Source organism: Streptomyces sp. MI02-7b, assembly GCF_033793585.1.
Classification (GTDB): Bacteria; Actinomycetota; Actinomycetes; order Streptomycetales; family Streptomycetaceae; genus Actinacidiphila.
Genome location: NZ_JARAWX010000013.1, coordinates 215,581 through 237,271 on the forward strand (window position 1 = coordinate 215,581; position 21,691 = coordinate 237,271).

Consider the following 21,691-nt stretch of genomic DNA (forward strand, 5'->3'; position numbering starts at 1 on the left):
CCCCGGTGGGCCGCTGCGGGAACAGCGGCCCACCGGGGGTGGAACCCCGGACCGGACAACCGCGGGAACGGATGCCAGGCGATCGAGGTGCGGCACACCCAGAGTAGCCCGGCAGTCCTCCCGTCGATCGGTCCGTCGCAGCACGCCGACACCCTCGGTGCGTTCAGCGCATGCAGTGCGTTCAGTGCATCGACTTATCGACACAGACAGGCGGAGGAATCTGTCATGAACACCCGCGCGCCCGCGATCGTGGCGCACGACCTCGTCAAGACCTATCCCGGCGACGTCCGGGCACTGGACGGCATGGGCATCACCGTGCAGCCCGGCACCGTCTTCGGGCTGCTGGGCCCCAACGGCGCCGGCAAGTCCACCACCGTCAAGATCCTGACCACCCTGGCCCGGCCGGACTCGGGGACCGCCGTCGTGGCCGGTCACGACGCGCTGCGCCACCCCGACCGGGTGCGGTGCGCCATCGGCGTCGTCGCGCAGAAGTCCGGTGCCGACCCGGTCGCCACCGGCGCGGAGAACCTGCTGCTGCAGGGCCGGCTGTACGGCCTGCGAGGCGCCGGTCTCACCGGCCGGGTCGCCGAACTCCTCGCCCGGTTCGACCTCGTCGACGCCGCCAAGCGCCAGGTCAAGACGTACTCCGGGGGCATGCAGCGGCGTCTGGACGTCGCCCTCGGCCTGGTTCACCGTCCCGAGGTGCTCTTCCTCGACGAGCCGACCACCGGCCTCGACCCGGAGGCGCGCACCGCGATGTGGGAGGAGATCACCCGGCTCGCCGGCGACGACGGGCTGACCATCCTGCTCACCACCCACTACCTGGAAGAGGCCGACCGGCTCGCCGAGCGCGTCGCGATCGTCGACCGCGGCCGGGTGGTCGCGGAGGGCACGCCCGACGGACTCAAGGGCGAACTGCGCGGCGACGCGGTGCACGTGGAACTGCGCGAGCCGGCCGGTCCGGTCGACGCGCATCTGCTGGAGACCGCGCTCACCGAGTTCGCCGGTGTGCGGGAGGCGCTGCTCGACGGGCGCCGGCTCAGCGCCCGCGCCGACGACGGGGGCGCCGCGGTGCCGCGGGTGCTCGCGGTCCTGGAGCGCGAGGGCGCCGCCGTCGCCTCCGTCACCGTCGCCCGCCCCTCCCTGGACGACGTGTACCTGCGCTATGCCGGACGTCGTTTCGCCGATGCCGACGCCGGCTCCGCCGCGGCCGCCGGCGCCGCCACCGTCCACGCGAACGCCGGAGGTGCGCGATGAGCGCGATCAGCCCGAGGAGCGCGAAGGCCGGGCCGGTGCCGGCGAGCGCGGCCCTCACCCAGACCTGGTACATGACGCAGCGCCAGCTGATGGCGGTCTGGCGCCAGCCCGCCTACCTGCTCATCACCCTGGTGCAGCCGGTGATCTGGCTCTTCCTCTTCGGCGGGCTCTTCCGCCGCGTCGTGGAGCTGCCCGGCTTCGGCGCTACCTCGTACCTGGACTACCTCGTGCCGGGCGTCGTCGTGATGAGCGCACTGTCCTCCAACATGTGGGCCGGGATGGGCACTTTGGAGGAGATCGAGCGCGGCACCCTCAACCGCTTCCTGACCACGCCGGTCAGCCGGGCCGCCCTGATCAACGGCAATGTGGTCTCGCAGGGGCTGAGCACCGCCCTCCAGTCGGTCGTGATCGTGGCGCTGGGCAGACTGGGCGGCGCCGACTACCCCGGTGGGGTCGTCGGACTGCTGGTGCTGTTCGTGGCGTCGGTGCTGCTCGGCACCCTGGTGGGGGCCTTCTCCAACGCCATGGGCATGCTGGTGCGGCAGCGCGAGAGCATCATCGGCATCAACACCTTCCTGCTGCTGCCGCTGACGTTCCTGTCGTCCGCCTTCATGGCGCCCGCGCTGATGCCGCCCTGGATGCGGCACGTCGCGGACTTCAACCCGGTGAACTGGGCGCTGGTCGCCGGGCGTTCGGCGATGGCCGACACCCCGGACTGGGGCGGCGTGCTCAGCCGGGGCGGCGCGCTGGTCGTCGTCGCGGTCGCCGCGGTGTGGCTGTCGACCCGCACCTTCCGCTCGTACCAGAAGTCGGTCTGAGCCCGCACCGGGACGACAGCGAGGCGTGGCCCCGTCAAGGGGTCACGCCTCGTGCGTCGGGTACGGGCAGGAGGACGGCGTCAGGAGGCCAGGGCCCTGGGGGCTTCCTGCTCCTCCTCCACCCGGCGGTTCCAGTCCGCCTTGGAGGCCTGCCAGCCGTCCTCGTCGTGGCCGGTGCGCCAGTAGCCGGAGATCGACAGCCGCTCGCGCGGCACCCCGTGCTCGACGCGCAGCAGCCGGCGCAGCTGCTTGACGAAACCGGCCTCGCCGTGGACGAAGGCCTGCAGGTCCCCGGCCGGGAACTCCAGCGCCTGCACCGCCCGCAGCAGGGCCTCGCCGACCCGGCCGCTGCCGCGGTGCACCCAGGTGATCTCGGCGTCGCCCGAGGTGGGGAGCTTCTGCTCCTCCTCGGGCCCCGCGACCTCCACGAACACATGGGCGCGGGCGCCCTCGGGCAGCAGTTCCAGCGACGCGGCGATGGCGGGCAGCGCGCTCTCGTCGCCCACCAGCAGATGCCAGTCGGCGGCCGGGTCCGGGGCGTAGGCGCCGCCGGGGCCGAGGAAGAGGATCTCCTCGCCGGGCCGGACGCGGGCGGCCCACGGGCCGGCCAGGCCCTCGTCGCCGTGCAGGACGAAGTCGACGGTCAGCTCGCACGATGCGGCGTCCCAGCGGCGCACGGTGTACGTCCGGGTGCGCGGCCACTGCTCGCGCGGGAACTCCGCGCGGATCGCCTGGATGTCGAAGGGTTCCGGGTAGGTCACGCCCTCGGCCGGGAAGAGCAGCTTGATGTAGTGGTCGCTGCATTCGCCCACCGGAAAGCCCTGGAGCGAACCGCCGCCGAGCACCACGCGGATCATGTGCGGGGTCAGCCGTTCCACGTGCTGCACCTGCGCGCGGTTGAGCTGCGGCTTCCTGCGCACCGGACGGTCTGCCATGAACACACTCCTCGCGACGGTTAGGCAAGCCTAACCGATAGTGCCCCCGGAATGCGACGACTCCGGGAAGGTCGCGCGTTCCCTCGGGCACCCACCCCACCCCGTCTCAGCCGGCCTGCGCGGCCCCCAGCACCGTGAGCAGCCGCTGGAGCGCGCCTCCCAGGCCCCACCGCTCGGCCAGCGCCGACAGCTCCTGCGGGTGGCGCGGTTCGCGGGGGAGCCGCGGATCGAAGGCGGGCATCGGCACATCGCCGGCGACGTGGACGACCTTGGGCGCGACGGCGACGTAGTCCGCCGCCTCCTGCAGCCGCTTGCGCTGCGCCGGGGTGACCTTCGAGGCGGGGTCGTGGGCGGCGGCCATGATCCCCGCCAGGTCGCCGTACGCGTCGAGCAGCTTGGCCGCGGTCTTCTCGCCGATGCCCGGCACGCCCGGCAGGCCGTCGCTCGGGTCGCCGCGCAACGTCGCGAGGTCGGCGTAACCGGGGCCGTCCACCCCGTACTTGGCGCGCAGCCACGCCTCGTCGACCACGTCCAGCGCGCCCACGCCCTTGACCGGGTACAGCACGCGCACCCCGCGCGCGTCGTCCACGAGCTGGAACAGGTCGCGGTCGCCGGTGACGATGTCCACCGGTCCGGCCGCCGCCCCCGCCAGGGTCCCGATCACGTCGTCGGCCTCGTACCCCGCGACACCGACCCGGGCGATGCCGAGCGCGTCCAGCACCGCCTCGATCACCGGCACCTGCGGCGACAGCGTGTCCGGCACCTCCTCGATGTCCGAACCCTGCGGGACCTCCTCGGCGACGCGGTGCGCCTTGTACGAGGGGATCAGGTCCACCCGCCACTGCGGGCGCCAGTCGGCGTCCATGCACGCCACCAGGTCGCCGGGGGAGTGGTCGGCGACCAGGCGGGCGATGAAGTCCAGCAGACCGCGCACGGCGTTGACCGGTGTGCCGTCCGGGGCGCGCACCGAGTCGGGCACCCCGAAGTACGCGCGGAAGTAGAGGCTGGCGGTGTCGAGGAGCATCAGGCGTCGAGTCACACGCCGATGATGCCGCACGCCGCCGACACCGTGACCTCGGTCACGGAACGGTTTGCTCCGCTTGTGTCGGGGCACCCGCCGTCCCGGAGCGGGCCAGGACCGCTCCACGACCTGGGTGCGGGGGCAGCGGGTCGTTCTCCGCACGACCCGAGAGGTGCATGTGCACAGGCTGCAGGCAGAGCATCTGTACAAGGTGTTCGGACCCGACCCGGAGGACGGCGTACGCCGTCTGCGGGACGGCGCCGGACGCGACGAGCTGCGCGAGAGCGGCACGACCGCGGCGGTGATCGACGCGGGCTTCGACGTCCACGAGGGTGAGATCTTCGTGGTCATGGGGCTGTCCGGCTCCGGCAAGTCCACCCTGCTGCGCACGCTCAACGGGCTGCTCCCCCCGACCTCCGGGCGGGTGCTCTTCGACGGCCGCGACCTCACCGCACTGTCCCCGCGCGAGCTGCGCCGTGTGCGCTCGCACGGCATCAGCATGGTCTTCCAGCACTTCGCGCTCTTCCCGCACCGCACCGTGCTGGAGAACGCCGCCTACGGCCTGGAGGTGCAGGGCGTCGGCCGCACGGAGCGCGAGGAGCGCGCCGCCCAGGCGCTGGAGCTGACCGGGCTGGCCGGCTGGGGCGACTCCTGGCCCGACGAACTGTCCGGCGGCATGCAGCAGCGCGTCGGCCTGGCCCGCGCCCTCGCCACCGACGCCGACGTGCTGCTGATGGACGAGTCCTTCAGCGCCCTCGACCCGCTCATCCGGCGCGACATGCAGGACCAGCTCCTGGAACTGCAGCGCGCCCTGAAGAAGACCATCGTCTTCATCACCCACGACCTCAACGAGGCCATGCGGCTGGGCGACCGCGTGGCCGTCATGCGCGACGGCCGCATCGTGCAGATCGGCACGCCCGAGGACATCCTGCTGCGTCCCGCCGACGACTACGTCGCCTCCTTCGTGCACGACGTCGACCGCTCCCGCGTGCTGACCGCGGGCACCGTCATGGAGCCGCCGTCCGGTTCGGACACCGGCGACTGCCGTTGCGAGAGCGTCGACCCGCGGACCCCGCTCGCCGACGTGCTCCCGGTCAGCGCCCGCACGCCGCACCCGGTCACCGTGCGCGACAGGAGCGGCGACGTCGTGGGCGTGATCGCCCAGGAGCGGCTGCTCGCCTGCCTCGGCTCGTACGAGGGCCCGCCCGCCGCCTGCACCGACGAGGCCGCGCCCGCGGCGTCCGCGCCCGCGGCGTCCGCGCCCGCGGCAGCCGCGCCCGATGTGCCGGCGCAGGCCCGGAAGGAGGCGGCGCGTGCCTAGACTGCCGCTCGGCGACTGGACGGACAGCGCCGTCACCTTCCTGCGCGACCACTTCGGGCCGCTCTTCGACCTCATCAGCGCGGTCGTCTCCGGCATGTACGACGGCCTCGACGCCGTCCTGCGGGCCCCCGCGCCACTGCTGCTCGCCGGCATCCTCGCCGTCCTGGCGCTGTGGCTGCGCGGGGTGACCGCGGCGGTGCTGTCCTTCGCGGGCCTGGCCGTCGTGGTCTCGGTCCAGCAGTGGGACGAGGCCATGGACACCCTGTCCCTGGTGCTCGTGGCCACCGTCATCACGATCGTGCTGGCCGTGCCGCTGGGCATCTGGTCGGCGCGCAACCGTACCGTCTCCGCCGCGCTCCGGCCGGTGCTGGACTTCATGCAGACGATGCCCGCCTTCGTCTACCTGATCCCCGGCATCTTCTTCTTCGGCGTCGGCCAGGTGCCCGGCATCATCGCCACCATCGTCTTCTCGCTGCCGCCGGGCGTGCGGATGACCGAGCTCGGCATCCGCCAGGTCGACGGTGAACTCGTCGAGGCCGCCGAGGCGTTCGGCACCACCCCGCGCAACACCCTGCTGCGGGTGCAGCTGCCGCTCGCGCTGCCCACGATCATGGCGGGCGTCAACCAGGTGATCATGCTGGCGCTGTCCATGGTCGTCATCTCCGGCATGGTCGGCGGCGGGGGCCTGGGCGCCTCCGTCTTCACCGCCATCAGCCAGGTCGACATCGGCCTCGGCTTCGAGGCGGGCCTGTCCGTGGTCATCCTCGCCATGTACCTCGACCGCGTCACCGGCGCGCTCGGCAGCCGCGTCTCGCCGCTCGGCCGCCGCGCGCTCGCCGCGGCCGCCGCCCCCCGCCGGTCCCGGCTGTGGACCTACCGTCCGCACACCTCCGTGGCCGTCGTCGGTGTCGTCGTCCTCGCGCTCGTCGCCGGCGGCATGAACATCCTCGGCGGCGGGGACGACGTGCCCGCCGTCTCCGGCGCGAAGAACGTCGGCAAGGGCCGGCAGGTCGACCTGGGCTACATCCCCTGGGACGAGGGCGTCGCCTCCACCTTCCTGTGGAAGGAACTGCTGGAGCGCCGCGGCTACCGGCCGAAGGTCACCCAGTACGACGTCGGCGCGCTCTACACCGGCATGTCCGCCGGGCGGGTCGACGTCGAGACCGACTCCTGGCTGCCCGTCACCCACCGGTCGTACTGGGAGAAGTACAAGAACCGGCTGGACGACTACGGCTCCTGGTACGGCCCCACCTCCCTGGAGCTCACCGTCCCCTCCTACGTCAAGGGCGTCGACTCGCTCGCCGACCTCAAGGGGCAGGGCAAGCGGTTCGGCGGCCGGATCATCGGCATCGAGCCCGGCGCCGGGATGATGAAGATGCTCAACGACACGGTCCTGAAGAAGTACGGCCTGGAGGGCGAGTACAAGGTCACCACCGGCTCGACCGCGAGCATGCTGGCCCAGCTCGACCGCTCGATCAAGGCCAAGGAGCCCGTCGTCGTCACCCTGTGGTCCCCGCACTGGGCCTACAGCGAGTTCCCCCTGAAGAAGCTGAAGGACCCGCTCGGCGCCTGGGGCTCCGGTGACGGCATCCACACGCTGGCCCGCGACGGCTTCGCCGCGAAGGAGCCCGCCGTCGCCCGTTGGCTGAAGGACTTCAGGCTCAGCGAGAAGGAGCTCAACGGGCTGGAGGCCGCCGTGCACGGTGCCGGTCAGGGCCACGAGCAGGACGGCGTCCGCGACTGGCTCGCCGAGAACCCGTCGGCCGAGAACCGGCTCGCTCCGGTGGGGTCCCACTGACGCCACGCGCCTGAACCCCACGCGCCTGAACCCCACGCGCCTGACCCCACGCGCCCGCACGGCGCGGCACCCGGATCCCCCTCCCTCAGTTCCGGCGGCCGCGCCGTCCGGCCGTCCTCGCCCGCCGGGGCTCGATACGGTGGGCATATGACCCGTCGCGACTCCGGCCCGGCACGGCGTGTGGTCTCCCTCGTGCCCTCGCTCACCGAGGCGGTGGCGACCACGGCGCCCGCGCTGCTGGTGGGCGCGACCGACTGGTGCAGCCACCCGCCCGACCTGCGCGTCACCCGGGTCCGGGGGACCAAGAACCCCGACATCGAGGAGATCGTCCGGCTGGCCCCGGACCTGGTGATCGCGAACGAGGAGGAGAACCGCGCGCCCGACCTGGGCGCGCTCCGTTCCGCCGGGCTCGACGTGCTGGTCACGGAGGTGCGCAGCCTGCCGCAGGCCTTCGACGAACTGCACCGCGTGGTGGTCGGCGCCCTGGGCCTGCCCCGTCCCGCGTGGCTGGACGCCGCGGAGAAGGCCTGGGGCACCGTCCGGCCCGCGCCCCGGCCGCGACGGGCCGTGGTCCCGATCTGGCGGCGCCCCTGGATGGTGCTCGGGCGGGACACCTTCGCGGGCGACCTGCTCGCCCGGCTCGGCGTCGAGAACGTCTACGGCGGCCACCAGGAGCGCTACCCGCGGGTCCCGGTCCAGGAGCTCAACGCGGCGGGGGCGGACGTGGTGGTGCTGCCCGACGAGCCGTACCGCTTCACCGCCGAGGACGGGCCGGAGGCTTTTCCCGCCCTGCCCGCGGCGCTGGTCAGCGGCCGCCACCTGACCTGGTACGGGCCGTCGCTCGCCGAGGCCCCCGCGGTCCTGGCGGCGGCGCTCGGCTGACGTCAGGGGCGGCGGGGCGTGTCCGGCCCTCGCGCGCGGTGGCGCGCCGCCCCCTTCCGGCGGCGCCTGGCACGTCCTGGACAACGGTCTTCGCAGGACCGGCTGACGCCGTCCGCCGCGGGGCACGCCGGCCGTGTGCCCGGCTGCGCCCCGGGGTGCGCGGCGGAGCACTGCCGCGCACCCCGGGGCGGGGGATACCGGTGTCAGCCGCGGCCCGCGGACCCGAACGCCGTGTGCCCCGAGCCGACGCGGTAGACCGCACGGCCGTCCCGGACGCCCAGGTACGCGGCCCGGCCGCCGGAGACGGTGCAGCGGCCGCCGTCCACCACCGGCAGGGCCACCGTCGCCGTGACGTTGACCGGCACGTCGACCGAGGTGTCCACGCCGTGCCGCGTGCGCGCCCACCTCGCCGCGCACGGTCCACTGCGTACCGGAGGCGTGGCTCACCCCCGCGTCCCGCCGGGCCACTGTCAACGATCGTGCGGGCGCGAACCCCGCTTCCCGGCCGCGCCGCGGCCGACCGTAGGGTGAAACGCATGAGTGACCTGCGCATGCGCCCCGCGACGCCCGCCGACCTGCCCGAGATCGTGGCGATGTTCGCCGACGACGAACTCGGCCGGAGCCGCGAGACCCCCGACGACATGACGCCCTACCTGGCGGCGTTCGAGCGGGTCGCCGCGGACCCGGGCCAGCACGTCGTCGTGGCGGAGCGGGACGGCCGGCTGGTGGGCGTGCTGCAGTTGTCGGTGATCCCCGGTCTGTCACGGCGCGGCGCGACGCGCTCCGTGATCGAGGCCGTGCGCGTGCACAGCTCCGCCCGGGGTGGGGGCCTGGGGTCGGCGATGATCGAGTGGGCGGTCGAGGAGTCCCGCCGGCTGGACTGCGCGCTGGTGCAGCTCACCTCCGACGCCTCCCGCACCGACGCGCACCGCTTCTACGAGCGGCTCGGCTTCACCGGTTCCCACGTCGGCTTCAAGATGCAGCTCTGACCAGCGCCCGCATCACCCGCTCGTCGGCGTCGTCCATCTCCGGGTGCCACTGCACCCCCAGGACGAAGGCGTCGCCGGGCAGCTCGACCGCCTCGGCGGTGCCGTCCTCGGCGTGGGCGGCGACCAGCAGCCCCCGCCCGAGGACGTCGACCGCCTGGTGGTGGTAGGTGGGCACGGAGACGGCCTCCGGGACCGCCTCCGCGTACCGCGTGCCGGGCACCGGCTTGACGAGGTGGTCACCGAAGACCCCGGCGGCCGGGCCGCGGTGGCCCTCCAGGTGCTGGACGAGCGTGCCGCCGAGCGCGACGTTGAGCAGCTGCATGCCGCGGCAGATGCCGAGCACCGGCACCCCCGCGGTCAGGGCGGCCCCGATCAGGGCGAGTTCCCAGGCGTCGCGCTCGCGGGCCGGCGGATCGGTGTGCGGGTCGCGCTCCGCCCCGTAGTGCCCCGGGTCGACGTCCGGGCCGCCCGCGACCACGAGCCCGTCCAGCCGCGCCACCGTCTCCGGGGCGATCCCCGGCTCGTCCGGCGGGAGCATCGCCGCGAGCCCGCCAGCGCGCTGCACCAGACGCGGATACCCGGCCGGCAGCAGGGCGGCGGGCAGGTCCCAGGCACCCCAGCGGGCGGAACCGACCCAGTAGGTGCTGATCCCGATGAGCGGACGGGCCACAGGAGCCTCCCGGCGACGCGCGGATTTCTTCTCGCACCGTACCCAACCAGCCCTCCCGGCCCGTACTTTTGGATCACCTGTCGGCCGGTAGGAGAGGTGACCACCCGTGGAGCACCGAACAGCCCCGCTCAGCACCCACGACCTGAGGCGTCTTGTCGACGCCGGGGAGGTCGACACCGTTGTCGTCGCGTTCGCGGACATGCAGGGCCGTCTCCAGGGCAAGCGCTTCGCCGCGCGCCACTTCCTCGACGACGTCCTGGAACACGGCACGGAGGGCTGCAACTACCTGCTGGCCGTGGATGCCGACATGAACACGGTCGACGGCTACGCCCTGTCCTCCTGGGAGCGGGGCTACGGCGACTTCGCCCTTCACCCGGACCTCGCCACGCTGCGCCGCACCCCCTGGGACGCGGGAACCGCCCTGGTCATCGCCGACCTGCGGCTCCTGGACCACGACGCGGCGCCGGTCGGCCCCTCGCCCCGGCAGATCCTGCGCCGCCAGCTGGAACGGCTCGCCGAACGCGGCTGGACCGCGTACGCGGGCACGGAGCTGGAGTTCATCGTCTTCAAGGACACCTACGAGCAGGCCTGGAACAGCGGCTACCGCGACCTGACGCCCGCGAACCAGTACAACGTCGACTACTCCCTGCTCGGCACCGGCCGCATCGAGCCGCTGCTGCGCCGCATCCGCAACGAGATGGGCGCGGCCGGGATGCGCGTGGAGTCCGCCAAGGGCGAGTGCAACCTCGGGCAGCACGAGATCGCCTTCCGCTACGACGAGGCCCTGGTCACCTGCGACCAGCACAGCGTCTACAAGACGGGCGCCAAGTCGATCGCGTCCCAGGAGGGTTACGCGCTGACCTTCATGGCCAAGTACAACGAGCGCGAGGGCAACTCCTGCCACATCCACCTGTCGCTGCGCGACGCCGACGGGAACCCCGTCTTCGCGGGCGAGGAGCCCGGGGCGATGTCGGAGACGATGCGCCACTTCCTGGCCGGGCAGCTCGCGGTACTGCGCGACTTCTCGCTGCTCTACGCGCCCAACATCAACTCCTACAAGCGCTTCCGGCCGGGCTCCTTCGCGCCGACCGCCGTCGCGTGGGGCCCGGACAACCGCACCTGCGCGCTGCGTGTCGTGGGGCACTCCCCGGCCGCGCTGCGCCTGGAGAACCGGGTGCCGGGCGGCGACGTGAACCCGTACCTGGCCGTGGCCGGCATGGTCGCCGCCGGGCTGTACGGCGTGGAGAACAAGCTCGCCCTCCCGGAGCCCGTCACGGGCAACGCCTACGCCGAGGACGGCGTGGCGCGCGTGCCCACGACGCTGCGCGAGGCCGCGGAACTGTGGCAGGCCAGCCCGATCGCGCGCGCGGCGTTCGGTGACGAGGTCGTCGAGCACTACGCGAACATGGCCCGCGTCGAACAGGACGCGTACGACACCGCCGTGACCGACTGGGAGCGCTACCGCTCCTTCGAACGCATGTGAGGCCCGCAGTGCCCGATGTGCTGGACGCCCTGGAAGTGATCAACCCGGCCACCGAGGAGGTGATCGCCACCGTCCCCGCGGCCGGTCCGGGGGACGTGGACGCCGCCGTCGCGCGCGCCGCCCGCGCCCAGACCGGCTGGGCGGCCCTCGCCCCGGCGGACCGGGCCCGGCTGCTGCGCCGCTTCGCCGCCGCGGTCGACGCGCACACCGAAGAACTGGCCGCCCTGGAGGTGCGGGAGGCCGGCCACACGATCGGCAACGCGCGCTGGGAGGCCGGCAACGTCCGCGACCTGCTGGAGTACGCGGCGGGCGGGGTGGAGCGCCTGATGGGGCGGCAGATCCCGGTTCCGGGCGGCATCGACGTCACGTTCCTCGAACCGCTCGGCGTCGTCGGCGTCATCGCGCCCTGGAACTTCCCCCTGCCCATCGCCGCCTGGGGCACCGCCCCGGCGCTCGCGGCGGGCAATGCGGTGATCCTCAAGCCCGCCGAGACCACCCCGCTGACCGCGCTGCGGCTCGCGGAACTCGCCCTGGAGGCGGGGCTGCCCGAGCACCTCTTCCAGGTGCTGCCGGGGCAGGGCCCGGTCGCGGGCGCGGCCTTGGTGGAGCACCCGGGCGTCGCGAAGATCGTCTTCACCGGCTCGACCCGGGTCGGCAAGCAGATCATGGCCCGCTGCGCGGACACCCTCAAGCGGGTCACCCTCGAACTCGGCGGCAAGTCGCCCAACATCGTCTTCGCCGACGCCGACCTCGAGAAGGCGGCGGCGACGGCCCCCATGTCCTTCCTCGACAACGCCGGACAGGACTGCTGCGCCCGGACCCGCGTCCTCGTGCAGCGCACGGCGTACGACCGGTTCATGGAACTGCTGGAGCCCGCCGTCCTGGCCGTCGGCGTCGGCGACCCGGCCGACCCCGCGACCGGCATGGGGCCGCTGATCTCCGCCGTGCAGCGCGACCGGGTCCGGGAGTACGTGGCCGAACAGGCGCCCGCGGCGATCCGCGGCACCGCGCCGGAGGGCAAGGGCTTCTGGTACCCGCCGACCGTGCTCACGCCCGCCGGCCCGGGGGAGCGCGTCGCGGTGGAGGAGGTCTTCGGGCCGGTCGCCGTCGTCCTGCCCTTCGAGGACGAGGCCGACGCGCTGCGGCTGGCCAACGCCACCCCGTACGGCCTGTCGGGCTCGATCTGGACCCGTGACGTCGGCCGCGCCCTGCGGCTCGCCCGGGGCACCGCGGCCGGCAACTTGTCGGTCAACTCCCACAGCTCGGTGCGCTACTGGACACCGTTCGGCGGCTTCAAGCAGTCGGGACTCGGGCGCGAGCTCGGCCCCGACGCGCTTGCGGCCTTCACCGAGACCAAGAACGTCTTCATCAGCACGGAGGAGTGATCCCGGCAATGACGCAAGCAGAAGCAGCGGTGTGCCGCCGCCTGGTGGGCCGGACGGCGGTGGTCACCGGCGCCGGCAGCGGCATCGGCCTGGCCGCGGCGCGCCGGCTGGCCTCCGAGGGCGCCCACGTGGTGTGCGGCGACATCGACGAGAGCGCGGGCAAGGCGGCCGCCGAGGAGGTCGGCGGCCTCTTCGTCGAGGTCGACGTCACCGACGCCGGTCAGGTCGAGGCGCTGTTCCAGGCGGCGTACGACACCTACGGCTCGGTCGACATCGCCTTCAACAACGCGGGCATCTCGCCCCCCGACGACGACTCGATCCTCACCACCGGCATCGACGCCTGGCGCCGTGTGCAGGAGGTCAACCTCACCTCGGTCTACCTGTGCTGCAAGGCGGCACTGCCCTACATGCAGCGGCAGGGCAAGGGCTCGATCATCAACACGGCGAGCTTCGTGGCCGTCATGGGGGCGGCGACCTCGCAGATCTCGTACACCGCCTCCAAGGGCGGCGTGCTCGCGATGTCGCGCGAACTGGGCGTGCAGTTCGCCCGCGAGGGCATCCGGGTCAACGCCCTGTGCCCGGGGCCGGTGAACACCCCGCTGCTGCGGGAGCTGTTCGCCAAGGACCCGGAGCGCGCCGCCCGCCGCCTGGTGCACATCCCCGTCGGGCGCTTTGCCGAGGCGGAGGAGATCGCGGCCGCCGTCGCCTTCCTCGCCAGCGACGACGCGTCGTTCATCACCGGCTCGGAGTTCCTGGTCGACGGAGGCATCGCCGGGGCGTACGTGACCCCTCTGTAGTCGCGTGATCGCTCCGTGACCGGTGGTCTGACGGGAATCTTAAGGTCCTGGCCTTAGGGTGACGCCGTGACCATGACGACCCCGCCCGGCTGGTACCCAGAGCCCGGGCAGACAGGAAACGGCCCGGCACTCGAGCGCTGGTGGGACGGGTCCGACTGGACCGAGTACACCCGCGGCGCTCAGGTGCCCGCCCCGGCGTTCGGCGCCGGGGCGCCGGGCTATCCGCAGTACCCGGCGGGCTTCCCGGCCGCTCCGCGCAAGCGGCGCGGCGCCCTCGTCGCGATCGCCGTCGTCGCCGCGGTCGTGGTGGCCGGCGCGGTGGTCGGCGGCGTCGCCGCCCTGACCCGAGGCAGCGACAGCGGCGCGGACTCCGCCCGGCCCGGCCCCTCGGTCACGGCCCCGGGGCCCGACCGCGGCGGCAACGGCCCGGACGGCGGCTTCGGCGGCGGCCCCGGGGACGGCCCGTCGAACGTGCCCAAGAGCGACCCCGGCTTCGCCCTGGACGCCGTGGACGGCATCAGCCTGCCCGTCCCCGACGGCTGGACGGGCGGCACGAGCCGGTACGGGCTCGCGCAGCTCACCGTGGGCGAGTACACCTGCCCCGGCGACGCCTCGAACACCTGCGTGCGCGGCGGCGTGTTCTCCATGCCCGCCGCGTCCGTGCAGCTGAAGTCCACCACCGCCGAGGCCGCGGCCAAGGAGGACATCGCCGGCAACGCCGAGGAGTCCTACGGCGGCAAGATCTACGGCGGCATCACCTCGCACACGAAACTGCTCTCGCAGAAGGTCACGGTCGCCGGCCGGCAGGGCTACCTGGTGCGCTGGAAGGTCGTCACGAAGAAGGGCGACGACGGCTACGTCCAGTCGCTGGTCTTCCCCTCGCCGTCGGACCCCGCGAAGCTGGTGCTGATCCGCTCCGGCTTCGACATCAACGACAAGGCGCCGAAGCTCGCCGTCATGGACGAGATCGTCCAGGGCATCAAGGCCGCCGGCTCCGGCGGCGGCACGGGCATCTGACCGATCCGCCCGCGGTCCGCGCCCCGCTTCCGTACGTGCCGGCGCCCCGGCGCCGTACGGAAGCGGGCCCGCGACCTCACAGGAAGGTCTTGCCCTCGCCGCGATAGGTCGGGACCGTCGCGACGACCCGGTCGCCCTCCACCAGGCTCAGCGTGTCGAAGCGCTCGCACAGCTCGCCGGCCTTCGCGTGCCGGAACCACACCTTGTCGCCGATCAGCAGATCGTCCGCGGCCGCCCCGATCAGCGGCGTCTGCACCTCGCCGGGTCCCTCCTGCGGGTCGTAGCGCAGTCCCTCCGGCAGGTACGGCACCGGCAGCCGGTCCGCACCGGCCGCGCCAGAGGCCGGGTAGCCGCCGCCGAGCACGGTCACGACGCCGACCCCCGGGCGCCGGACGACCGGCTGGGCGAACAGCGCCGCCGGGCGGCCACGGAACGAGGTGTAGTTGTCGAACAGCCGCGGCACGTACAGCCCGGAACCGGCCGCGATCTCCGTCACCGCGTCCTCGGCCGCCGTGCTCTGCACACTGCCCGTGCCGCCGCCGTTGACGAACTCCAGCCCCGGTACGACCTCGCGCACCGCCCGCACGACCGCGGCCCGGCGCGCCGCCAGCTCCTTGCGGGCCCGCGCCTGCATCAGCCGCACCGCCCGTGAGCGCAGCGGACGTCCCGCGATCGCGTCGCCCACTCCCGCCACGTGCCCCTCGTACGCCATGATCCCGACCAGCCGGAAGCCGGGCCGCCGGGCCACCTCGCCGGCCAGCGCGGCCAGTTGGGCGGGCTGGTGCAGCGGGGAGCGCAGCGCGCCGACGCGGACGCGGCCGCCCAGCATCCGCAGCGCGGTGTCCATCTCCAGGCAGACCCGCACGATCTCAGAACCGCCCGCGCGGGAGGAGTCGATCAGGTCCAGCTGGGCCACGTCGTCCACCATGACCGTGACGGCCGACGCCAGCTTCGGGTCGGAGGCCAGTTCCGCGTAGCCGGCGCGGTCCGCGGAGGGGTAGGCCAGCAGGATGTCGTCGAAGCCCGAGCGGGCCAGCCACACCGACTCCGCCAGCGTGAACGACATGATCCCCGCGAAGCCCTCGCGATCGAGCACCCGCTCCAGCAGCGCCCGGCAGCGCACGGACTTCGACGCCACCCGTATCGGCTTGCCCCCGGCACGTCGTACCAGGTCGGCGGCGTTGGCGTCGAACGCCTCGAGGTCGACGACCGCCACGGGCGCGTCGAGGTCGGCGGTGGCCCGGTCGTAGCGGGCCCGGTCTGCTGCGCGATCAGACATGCGCGCAGCTTGCCAGAATGCCCCTACCGAGCGGTAGGGGCAAGTGATCCTCACTCCCACCGCGCCGGCCCGCCGCGACCAGTAGAGTGACGCCGCAGGTCCAATGCGCGAACAGGCCGTGTCCGAACCGGCCGTGAGGGGGCACCGGGTGAGCACCGGTTTCGACGGCGGGGGCACCACCCCCCGGCCGAGCTGGTCACCGCGCCCGATACCCCCCACCGCCGCCACCTGGCCCCCGCCTGCCGCGGCCGGACCCGTCGGAGCCGCCTATCCCGGCGCCGCCGCGCCGCCGCAGCCCGGCCCATCGCCCCTCGTCGCGTGGTCCGCGCCCGTGCCTCCGGCCGTCCCGCCGCCGCGCCCGCCGGGCGTCCCCGCCCATGCGGCGCAGACCCGGCCGCGCGCGGCCGCCGCCGCGCTGTGCCTGGTGCTCGGCCTGGGGCTGCTCGGCGGCGCCGCGGCCGGCCTGTGGATCAACCACGAGCCCACCGCACCCGCGCCCACCGCCGCGCAGGTCGGCGCACGGCAGTTCGCGCAGGCCCGCGCCCTGTGGCACAGCACGCCCGTCGACGCCCTCTTCCCGCCCGTGCTGGACGGCCGCGGCGCCGGTCCCGGCGGCGCCGACCGCACCTGGACCCGGATCGGCGTGGCACCGCCGAGCGGCTGCGCGGAGGCCTTCGACCCGCTGCTGGCGAAGGTGCTGCGACCGGCCGGCTGTGTGAAGCTGCTCCGCGCCACCTACACCGACGCCTCGGCCGGCGCGGTCACGACGGTCGGACTCCTGGTCACCTCGGCCGACGCCCCGGCCATGCACCGGCTCCACGACCGCTGGGCCGCCCAGCACCTCGGCTCCCGCGTCGATCTGATGCCCCGTCCGGTGGCCTTCCCCGGCACGGTGTCGGCGGGTTTCGGCGACAAGCAGCGCGCCACGTGGACGGTGGACGTGGCCGCCGACCTGCCCGTGATCGTGTACGCGGTCAGCGGCTTCGCCGACGGCCGCGAGACCGGCGCCCCCCAGCCCGTCGCGTCCGCCGTCGCCGACGGCGCCACCGCGGCCCCCGCGCAGGCCGGCCTCGGCCACGACGCCAAGGCCCTCGCCGACGCCGTCGGAACCCGGGCGCGGCACGCCGCGCGGTCGCTGACGGCGTCCCCGTCGGGAGGCGCCCGATGAGGGCCGGAGCGCTGCGGCGCACGGCCGCCTGCGTGGTGGCGGCCGCCGGACTCGCCTTCGTCCCCGTCGCCCCGGCGCACGCGGACGCGGTACGGGACGCGGACTGGGCACTGGACGCCCTGCACGCGCAGGACGCGTGGCGGACGACGAAGGGCCGCGGGGTCACCGTCGCCGTGCTGGACACGGGTGTGGACGACTCGCACCCCGACCTGACGGGACAGGTGCTGCCCGGCAAGGACCTGATCGGCTTCGGCGACGGCCGCGGGGACAGCGCGTGGGCCCGGCACGGCACCGGGATGGCGGGCATCATCGCAGGCCACGGCCATGGTCCCGACGGCGCGGACGGCGTGATGGGCATCGCCCCGGAAGCCAGGATCCTTCCGGTGCGCGTGATACTGGAGGACAAGGACCCGCAGCGCAAGAAGGCCCGCACCACCCGCGGCGGGGCGCTGTCCGAGGGCATCCGCTGGGCCGCCGACCACGGTGCCGACGTCATCAACCTCTCCCTCGGCGACGACAGCCGCACCGCGCACCCCGAGGCCCAGGAGGACGACGCCATCCAGTACGCCCTGCGCAAGGGCGTGGTGGTGGTGGCCTCCGCGGGCAACGGCGGCGAGCAGGGCAACCGGGCCTCGTACCCGGCCGCCTACCCGGGGGTGATCGCCGTCGCGGCCGTCGACCGCTACGGCACCCGCGCCGCGTTCTCCACCCGGCGCTGGTACGCGGCCGTCTCCGCGCCCGGTGTCGACGTGGTGATCGCCGACCCCAACCGCCGCTACTACGAGGGCTGGGGCACCAGCACCGCTTCCGCCTACGTGTCCGGCACCGCCGCGCTCATCCGCTCCGCCCACCCGAAGCTGAGTCCGGCCCAGGTCAAACGGCTGCTGGAGGACACCGCGCGGGACGCACCGCCCGGCGGGCGCAGCGACGCGGTCGGCTACGGGCTGGTGGATCCGGCGGCCGCCCTCGCGGCCGCGGCCCGCCTCGAGCCGGAGGGCCTCACCCCGCGCCCCGCCGCCTACCCGCGGCAGTACTTCGGCCCGGGTCCCGACGCGGCCCGTGCCGCGCCGGTCGCGGACGGGCACACCTTCGGCGACGGGATCGCGGCGGCCTTCGCCGTCGGCGGTGCCGCCCTGCTCGCTCTCGCCGCGGCCCTGTGGCTGCGGCCCCGTCTCACGACGCGGCGGAGCCGCCCGCAGCCTTGGTGAACGCCGCCACCGCCGCCTTGGCGGCGTCCTCGACCAGGGCGATGCCCCCGGCCCGGGTCGCGCTGCCGCGCGAGACGACGGCGACCAGGTAGGTGCGACCGCCCGAGGTGATCCGGCCGATGCTGTTGATGTCCCACAGCGAGGTCGTACTCCGTTGCAGCCAGCCGTTCTTGACCTCGAAGGCGCCGTCGGCCGCGCTCGGCACCCCCCAGTCCTGGCCCGACGAGACCCGGCCCATCAGCCGGCGTATGTAGCCGCGCGAGGACGCGTCCAGTACTCCGTTCGAGCCGAACACCGCCCGCAGCAGGGTCAGTTGGTCCGCGGCAGTGGTCTGCGTCAGTCCCCACAGCTCTCCGCTGCCGCCGCTCGTCCCGGTCAGTCCCAGACGCTTGTTGGCGGCGTCGAGACCGGCGGCCCGGCCGATGCGGTGCCACAGCTCCAGGGCCGCCGCGTTGTCGCTGTTCTCGATCATGACCTCGGCCCGGGCCCGCTCGTGCGCCGTCAGCGGCCGTCCGGCGTCCTGTGCCTGGAGCAGCAGCGTCGCCAGGATGTCCACCTTGACGATGCTCGCCGTGTCGTATGCCCCCTGGCCGTACACCGCGCTGTTCCCCGACGCTGTGTCCGCGATCGCGACCGAGTACCGCGCGTCGCGGTCGCCGGTGACGCCCGCCAGCGCCGTGCGGACCGCCTTGTCGAAGTCCACCCGCGGCTCCCTCTCCAATGCCCCGGACACCACGTCCGCCGCGACGTCCCGCGCCGCCTTCCCCGGCAGCGCGGACACCGGCGCGGCCCGCACGTGCCGCTGTGCCGAGGATATGTACGTCACCGCGAGCAGCGCCGCGGCCGTCAGGACCGCGACGGCCACCACCCCGCGCACCATCCCCTGCGGGCGTCCGCCCCCGGGGTCGGACGGCGTGCGGGAGCGGTCGAGGCGTCCGGCGAGCCGGCGCCGCCACGGCGTGGATGTCTCGGGGGCCATGCCCGGGAAAATTAAGGACCGAACATGCGTGTGCCATGAGAGGGGAATTAAGGACCGGTAACAATCGCCTCTTGCCCTGCGGCTACCCTCGGGGAGTGGCCCTCAAGAACATCCCGGACTCCGGATTCCCCGACGACGACGGCTCCGCCGACCCCCGGCTGGCGGCCGCCCTCGCCGCGTACGGCGCCGACCCGGCGGCGGAGGACGAGGTGCTCGCCGCCCTGCCCGGCGCCCGTGTGCTGGTGCCGGTCGTCGCGCTCCTGGGCGAGGTCGAGGAGGGACCCGGGGGACTGCGCCGGGAGAAGACCAGCGACATGGCCGTGCCCACGATCGAGACCGCCGACGGCCGCCGCGCCCTGCCCGCGTTCACCTCGACCGCGTCGCTGACCCGCTGGCGCGCGGACGCCCGGCCCGTGGCCGTGCCCCTGGGTCAGGCCCTGCAGGCCCTGGCGCACGAGAAGGCCGACACGCTCCTGGTCGACATGGCCGGTCCCGTCCCCTACGCCCTGACGGGCGCCGCGCTGCGGGCCGTCGCCGCCGGCCGCGCCGGCGGGGACCCGCTGGCCGACCCGGCCGTCCGCCAAGCTTTGCGCATGGCCGTCGCCGGTGAGCCCGACGTGCTCCGCGCCCACATGGTGCCCTCCGCCGGCTCGGACGGCACCCTGGGCATCGTGCTGGGCCCCGCCGCCGACGTGCGCGGCGTGGCGCAGCGCGTCTCCGCCGCCCTGGCGGGCGACGAGGTGCTGCGCGGCGCGCTCGTGCGCGGCATCGAACTGGCGCTGCTGCCCGACGGCGCGACGCTGCCGGGCGAACCCCTGTTCACGCGCTGACGGCGCCGCCCCGATGGGGCCGGCGCCGTCAGGTGGACCGTACGTCCGCTACTAGCCGTGGACGGGCCCGGTGAACTTCTCGCCGGGGCCCTCGCCCGGGGCGTCCGGGACGGTGGAGGCCTCGCGGAACGCGAGCTGCAGGGACTTCAGGCCATCCCGCAGCGGGGCGGCGTGGTAGGAGCCGATCTCGGGGGCGCCGGCGGTGATCAGCCCGGCCAGGGCGGTGATCAGCTTGCGCGCCTCGTCGAGGTCCTTGTGCTGGTCGCCCTCCTCCGCGAGGCCGAGGTTCACCGCCGCCGCGCTCATCAGGTGCACCGCGACCGTCGTGATCACCTCGACCGCGGGGACGTCCGCGATGTCGCGGGTCATCGTGTCGAAGTCGGGGCGGTCGGCGGAGGGGGACTCGTGCTGGGAGGTGGCGTCACTCATGCCTCACACGATAGGCCCACGTCGTCCGATTACGGTCTGCGGTCGATCGCTGGTATGCTTGACGATTGACCGGCTGTACACCCCTCCGTCGACGCACGGCCCACGAAGCACCATCCAGTGGAGCCCATGGACGCGGAGGACCGTCAGCCCACAAGTGGAGCTCCGATCTCCCACCTTGCCGGCCCTGGAGGCCGGCGGGTCACCGGTCAGGTGACGCGTCCTCGACGAGGACGCGGTGCCCGACGCGCCCCGCGGGGAATACCGCGGCGGTGCTCCCGGTTGTGAGGAGCCCGCCTGTGACCCGTTAGGGGCGTTTTTTGCGCCCTCTTCCGGGCGGAACCAACGACACAGATGTTACGCGGCTGTCGGCCAGTCAGTCGCGTGGTGCTACCGAGGAGGCCCCATCAGCGCCGAGCCCCGCATCAACGACCGGATTCGCGTCCCCGAGGTGCGACTCGTCGGTCCCAGTGGCGAGCAGGTCGGCATCGTGCCGCTTGCCAAGGCACTGGAGCTTGCGCAGGAGTACGACCTCGACCTGGTCGAGGTGGCGGCGAACGCACGCCCGCCGGTCTGCAAGCTCATGGACTACGGCAAGTTCAAATACGAGTCGGCCATGAAGGCCCGTGAGGCGCGCAAGAACCAGGCGCACACGGTCATCAAGGAGATGAAGCTCCGGCCGAAGATCGATCCGCACGACTACGACACCAAAAAGGGTCACGTCGTCCGGTTCCTCAAGCAGGGCGACAAGGTCAAGATCACGATCATGTTCCGCGGTCGTGAGCAGTCGCGCCCGGAACTGGGCTTCCGACTGCTGCAGCGGCTCGCGGACGACGTCCAGGACCTGGGCTTCGTGGAGTCCTCGCCCAAGCAGGACGGCCGCAACATGATCATGGTCCTCGGTCCGCACAAGAAGAAGACCGAGGCGATGGCCGAGGCCCGCGAGGCGCAGGCCGCCCGCAAGGCCGGTCGCCTGCCGGGCAACCCGGACGACGAGTTCGACCCCGACGACGAGCACGGTGAGCAGCAGGAGCACCAGCAGGACGCTCCCGCCGACGCCAACTGACGCCACCGGACCGGTGTCCGGCGGCGATGCCAGGGCCCGGAGCACCGCTCCGGGCAAGGAATGAAGGACTGACGCTCTCCGTCCGCCCCCGGGCGGGCGGGAGGGCCAGCGACGAGGAGACTACGGCGCATGCCGAAGAACAAGACCCACAGCGGTGCGAGCAAGCGATTCAAGATCACCGGCTCCGGCAAGGTGATCCGCGAGCGCGCCGGCAAGCGCCACCTGCTTGAGCACAAGCCGTCATCGAAGACCCGCGCCCTGACCGGCACGGTCGTCCTGGCCAAGCCCGACGCCAAGAAGATCAAGAAGCTTCTCGGCAAGTGACGGCCCGCCCCCTTCGACCAGGGGGCGCGCTGCTGGAC

The 21,691-nt window shown here is 73.7% G+C and carries 21 protein-coding genes and 1 pseudogene; 15 read left to right on the forward strand and 7 right to left on the reverse strand.

Annotated features, from left to right (window positions below; translation table 11 throughout):
- The first annotated feature begins 225 nt into the window (after nt 1–225).
- Nucleotides 226–1,257, forward strand: coding sequence for an ATP-binding cassette domain-containing protein (locus PV364_RS22720; protein WP_319662022.1), 1,032 nt, complete (start codon nt 226–228; stop codon nt 1,255–1,257).
- Nucleotides 1,254–2,075: an ABC transporter permease gene (locus tag PV364_RS22725; RefSeq protein WP_319662023.1), complete on the forward strand. Its 822-nt coding sequence runs from the start codon at nt 1,254–1,256 to the stop codon at nt 2,073–2,075. Before PV364_RS22720 ends, PV364_RS22725 begins: the two co-directional genes overlap by 4 nt.
- Nucleotides 2,076–2,155: 80 nt before the next feature.
- Here the strand turns inward: PV364_RS22725 and PV364_RS22730 are convergent, their stop codons facing one another.
- Together PV364_RS22730 and PV364_RS22735 are read right to left on the reverse strand one after the other, a co-directional pair.
- A complete protein-coding gene (locus tag PV364_RS22730; RefSeq protein ID WP_319662024.1) occupies nt 2,156–3,010 on the reverse strand; it encodes a siderophore-interacting protein in 855 nt (284 codons plus the stop codon).
- 106 nt (nt 3,011–3,116) lie between these two features.
- A complete protein-coding gene (locus PV364_RS22735; RefSeq protein ID WP_319662055.1) occupies nt 3,117–4,034 on the reverse strand; it encodes a 5'-3' exonuclease in 918 nt (305 codons plus the stop codon).
- 175 nt (nt 4,035–4,209) lie between these two features.
- Between PV364_RS22735 and PV364_RS22740 the strand changes: the two genes are divergently transcribed.
- The 3 genes from PV364_RS22740 to PV364_RS22750 all read left to right on the forward strand — a co-directional run bounded on the left by PV364_RS22740 (nt 4,210) and on the right by PV364_RS22750 (nt 8,032).
- Nucleotides 4,210–5,352: a glycine betaine/L-proline ABC transporter ATP-binding protein gene (locus PV364_RS22740; protein WP_319662025.1), complete on the forward strand. Its 1,143-nt coding sequence runs from the start codon at nt 4,210–4,212 to the stop codon at nt 5,350–5,352.
- Nucleotides 5,345–7,150 carry an ABC transporter permease/substrate binding protein gene (locus PV364_RS22745; protein WP_319662026.1) on the forward strand — a complete coding sequence of 602 codons (1,806 nt, stop codon included), beginning with the start codon at nt 5,345–5,347 and terminating at the stop codon, nt 7,148–7,150. The genes PV364_RS22740 and PV364_RS22745 overlap by 8 nt, the downstream gene beginning before the upstream one ends.
- Before the next feature lie 147 nt (nt 7,151–7,297).
- A complete protein-coding gene (locus tag PV364_RS22750; protein ID WP_319662027.1) occupies nt 7,298–8,032 on the forward strand; it encodes a helical backbone metal receptor in 735 nt (244 codons plus the stop codon).
- 203 nt (nt 8,033–8,235) lie between these two features.
- Here the strand turns inward: PV364_RS22750 and PV364_RS22755 are convergent.
- Nucleotides 8,236–8,442 (reverse strand): annotated as a pseudogene (locus PV364_RS22755) (alpha-L-rhamnosidase C-terminal domain-containing protein); the annotation flags it as partial.
- Between the two features lie 126 nt (nt 8,443–8,568).
- Between PV364_RS22755 and PV364_RS22760 the strand changes: the two are divergent.
- Entirely contained in the window at nt 8,569–9,021 is a 453-nt protein-coding gene (locus tag PV364_RS22760; protein WP_319662028.1) for a GNAT family N-acetyltransferase, read from the forward strand.
- Here PV364_RS22760 and PV364_RS22765 read toward each other — a convergent pair.
- Entirely contained in the window at nt 9,005–9,691 is a 687-nt protein-coding gene (locus PV364_RS22765; protein WP_319662029.1) for a gamma-glutamyl-gamma-aminobutyrate hydrolase family protein, read from the reverse strand. The two genes, PV364_RS22760 and PV364_RS22765, sit on opposite strands and share 17 nt — an antisense overlap.
- 106 nt (nt 9,692–9,797) lie before the next feature.
- Here PV364_RS22765 and PV364_RS22770 point away from each other — a divergent pair, with 106 nt between their 5' ends.
- From PV364_RS22770 to PV364_RS22785, 4 genes are all read left to right on the forward strand, one after another.
- Complete coding sequence (locus PV364_RS22770) at nt 9,798–11,174, forward strand: glutamine synthetase family protein (protein WP_319662030.1); 1,377 nt, start codon at nt 9,798–9,800, stop codon at nt 11,172–11,174.
- Nucleotides 11,175–11,191: 17 nt separating this feature from the next.
- Nucleotides 11,192–12,559: an aldehyde dehydrogenase family protein gene (locus PV364_RS22775; RefSeq protein WP_319662056.1), complete on the forward strand. Its 1,368-nt coding sequence runs from the start codon at nt 11,192–11,194 to the stop codon at nt 12,557–12,559.
- Between the two features lie 8 nt (nt 12,560–12,567).
- On the forward strand, nt 12,568–13,356 hold the full coding sequence (locus PV364_RS22780; RefSeq protein ID WP_319662031.1) for a 3-oxoacyl-ACP reductase: 789 nt from the start codon (nt 12,568–12,570) through the stop codon (nt 13,354–13,356).
- A 72-nt stretch (nt 13,357–13,428) separates the two neighbouring features.
- Nucleotides 13,429–14,373, forward strand: coding sequence for a DUF2510 domain-containing protein (locus PV364_RS22785; RefSeq protein WP_319662057.1), 945 nt, complete (start codon nt 13,429–13,431; stop codon nt 14,371–14,373).
- Nucleotides 14,374–14,449: 76 nt separating this feature from the next.
- Here the strand turns inward: PV364_RS22785 and PV364_RS22790 are convergent, their stop codons facing one another.
- The gene (locus PV364_RS22790) at nt 14,450–15,652 is read right to left on the reverse strand and encodes an amino acid deaminase/aldolase (RefSeq protein ID WP_319662032.1); all 1,203 of its coding nucleotides are present in this window, start codon (nt 15,650–15,652) and stop codon (nt 14,450–14,452) included.
- Between the two features lie 148 nt (nt 15,653–15,800).
- Between PV364_RS22790 and PV364_RS22795 the strand changes: the two genes are divergently transcribed.
- Nucleotides 15,801–16,820, forward strand: coding sequence for a hypothetical protein (locus PV364_RS22795; protein WP_319662033.1), 1,020 nt, complete (start codon nt 15,801–15,803; stop codon nt 16,818–16,820).
- Nucleotides 16,817–18,028, forward strand: coding sequence for a type VII secretion-associated serine protease mycosin (gene mycP / locus PV364_RS22800; RefSeq protein ID WP_319662034.1), 1,212 nt, complete (start codon nt 16,817–16,819; stop codon nt 18,026–18,028). Before PV364_RS22795 ends, mycP begins: the two co-directional genes overlap by 4 nt.
- On the opposite strand, the gene PV364_RS22805 is transcribed toward mycP, so the two are convergent.
- Complete coding sequence (locus PV364_RS22805) at nt 17,994–19,007, reverse strand: serine hydrolase (RefSeq protein ID WP_319662035.1); 1,014 nt, start codon at nt 19,005–19,007, stop codon at nt 17,994–17,996. The two genes, mycP and PV364_RS22805, sit on opposite strands and share 35 nt — an antisense overlap.
- A gap of 95 nt (nt 19,008–19,102) precedes the next feature.
- On the opposite strand from PV364_RS22805, the gene PV364_RS22810 reads away from it, so the two are divergent.
- Entirely contained in the window at nt 19,103–19,837 is a 735-nt protein-coding gene (locus tag PV364_RS22810) for an SseB family protein (RefSeq protein WP_319662036.1), read from the forward strand.
- A gap of 51 nt (nt 19,838–19,888) precedes the next feature.
- Here PV364_RS22810 and PV364_RS22815 read toward each other — a convergent pair whose 3' ends face one another.
- Nucleotides 19,889–20,266, reverse strand: a complete 378-nt coding sequence (locus PV364_RS22815) for a DUF1844 domain-containing protein (RefSeq protein WP_319662037.1) — start codon at nt 20,264–20,266, stop codon at nt 19,889–19,891.
- A 403-nt stretch (nt 20,267–20,669) separates the two neighbouring features.
- Between PV364_RS22815 and infC the strand changes: the two genes are divergently transcribed.
- Both infC and rpmI read left to right on the forward strand, forming a co-directional pair.
- Nucleotides 20,670–21,329 carry a translation initiation factor IF-3 gene (infC, locus tag PV364_RS22820; RefSeq protein WP_319662058.1) on the forward strand — a complete coding sequence of 220 codons (660 nt, stop codon included), beginning with the start codon at nt 20,670–20,672 and terminating at the stop codon, nt 21,327–21,329.
- 129 nt (nt 21,330–21,458) lie between these two features.
- On the forward strand, nt 21,459–21,653 hold the full coding sequence (gene rpmI / locus PV364_RS22825; RefSeq protein WP_319662038.1) for a 50S ribosomal protein L35: 195 nt from the start codon (nt 21,459–21,461) through the stop codon (nt 21,651–21,653).
- Nucleotides 21,654–21,691: the final 38 nt, after the last annotated feature.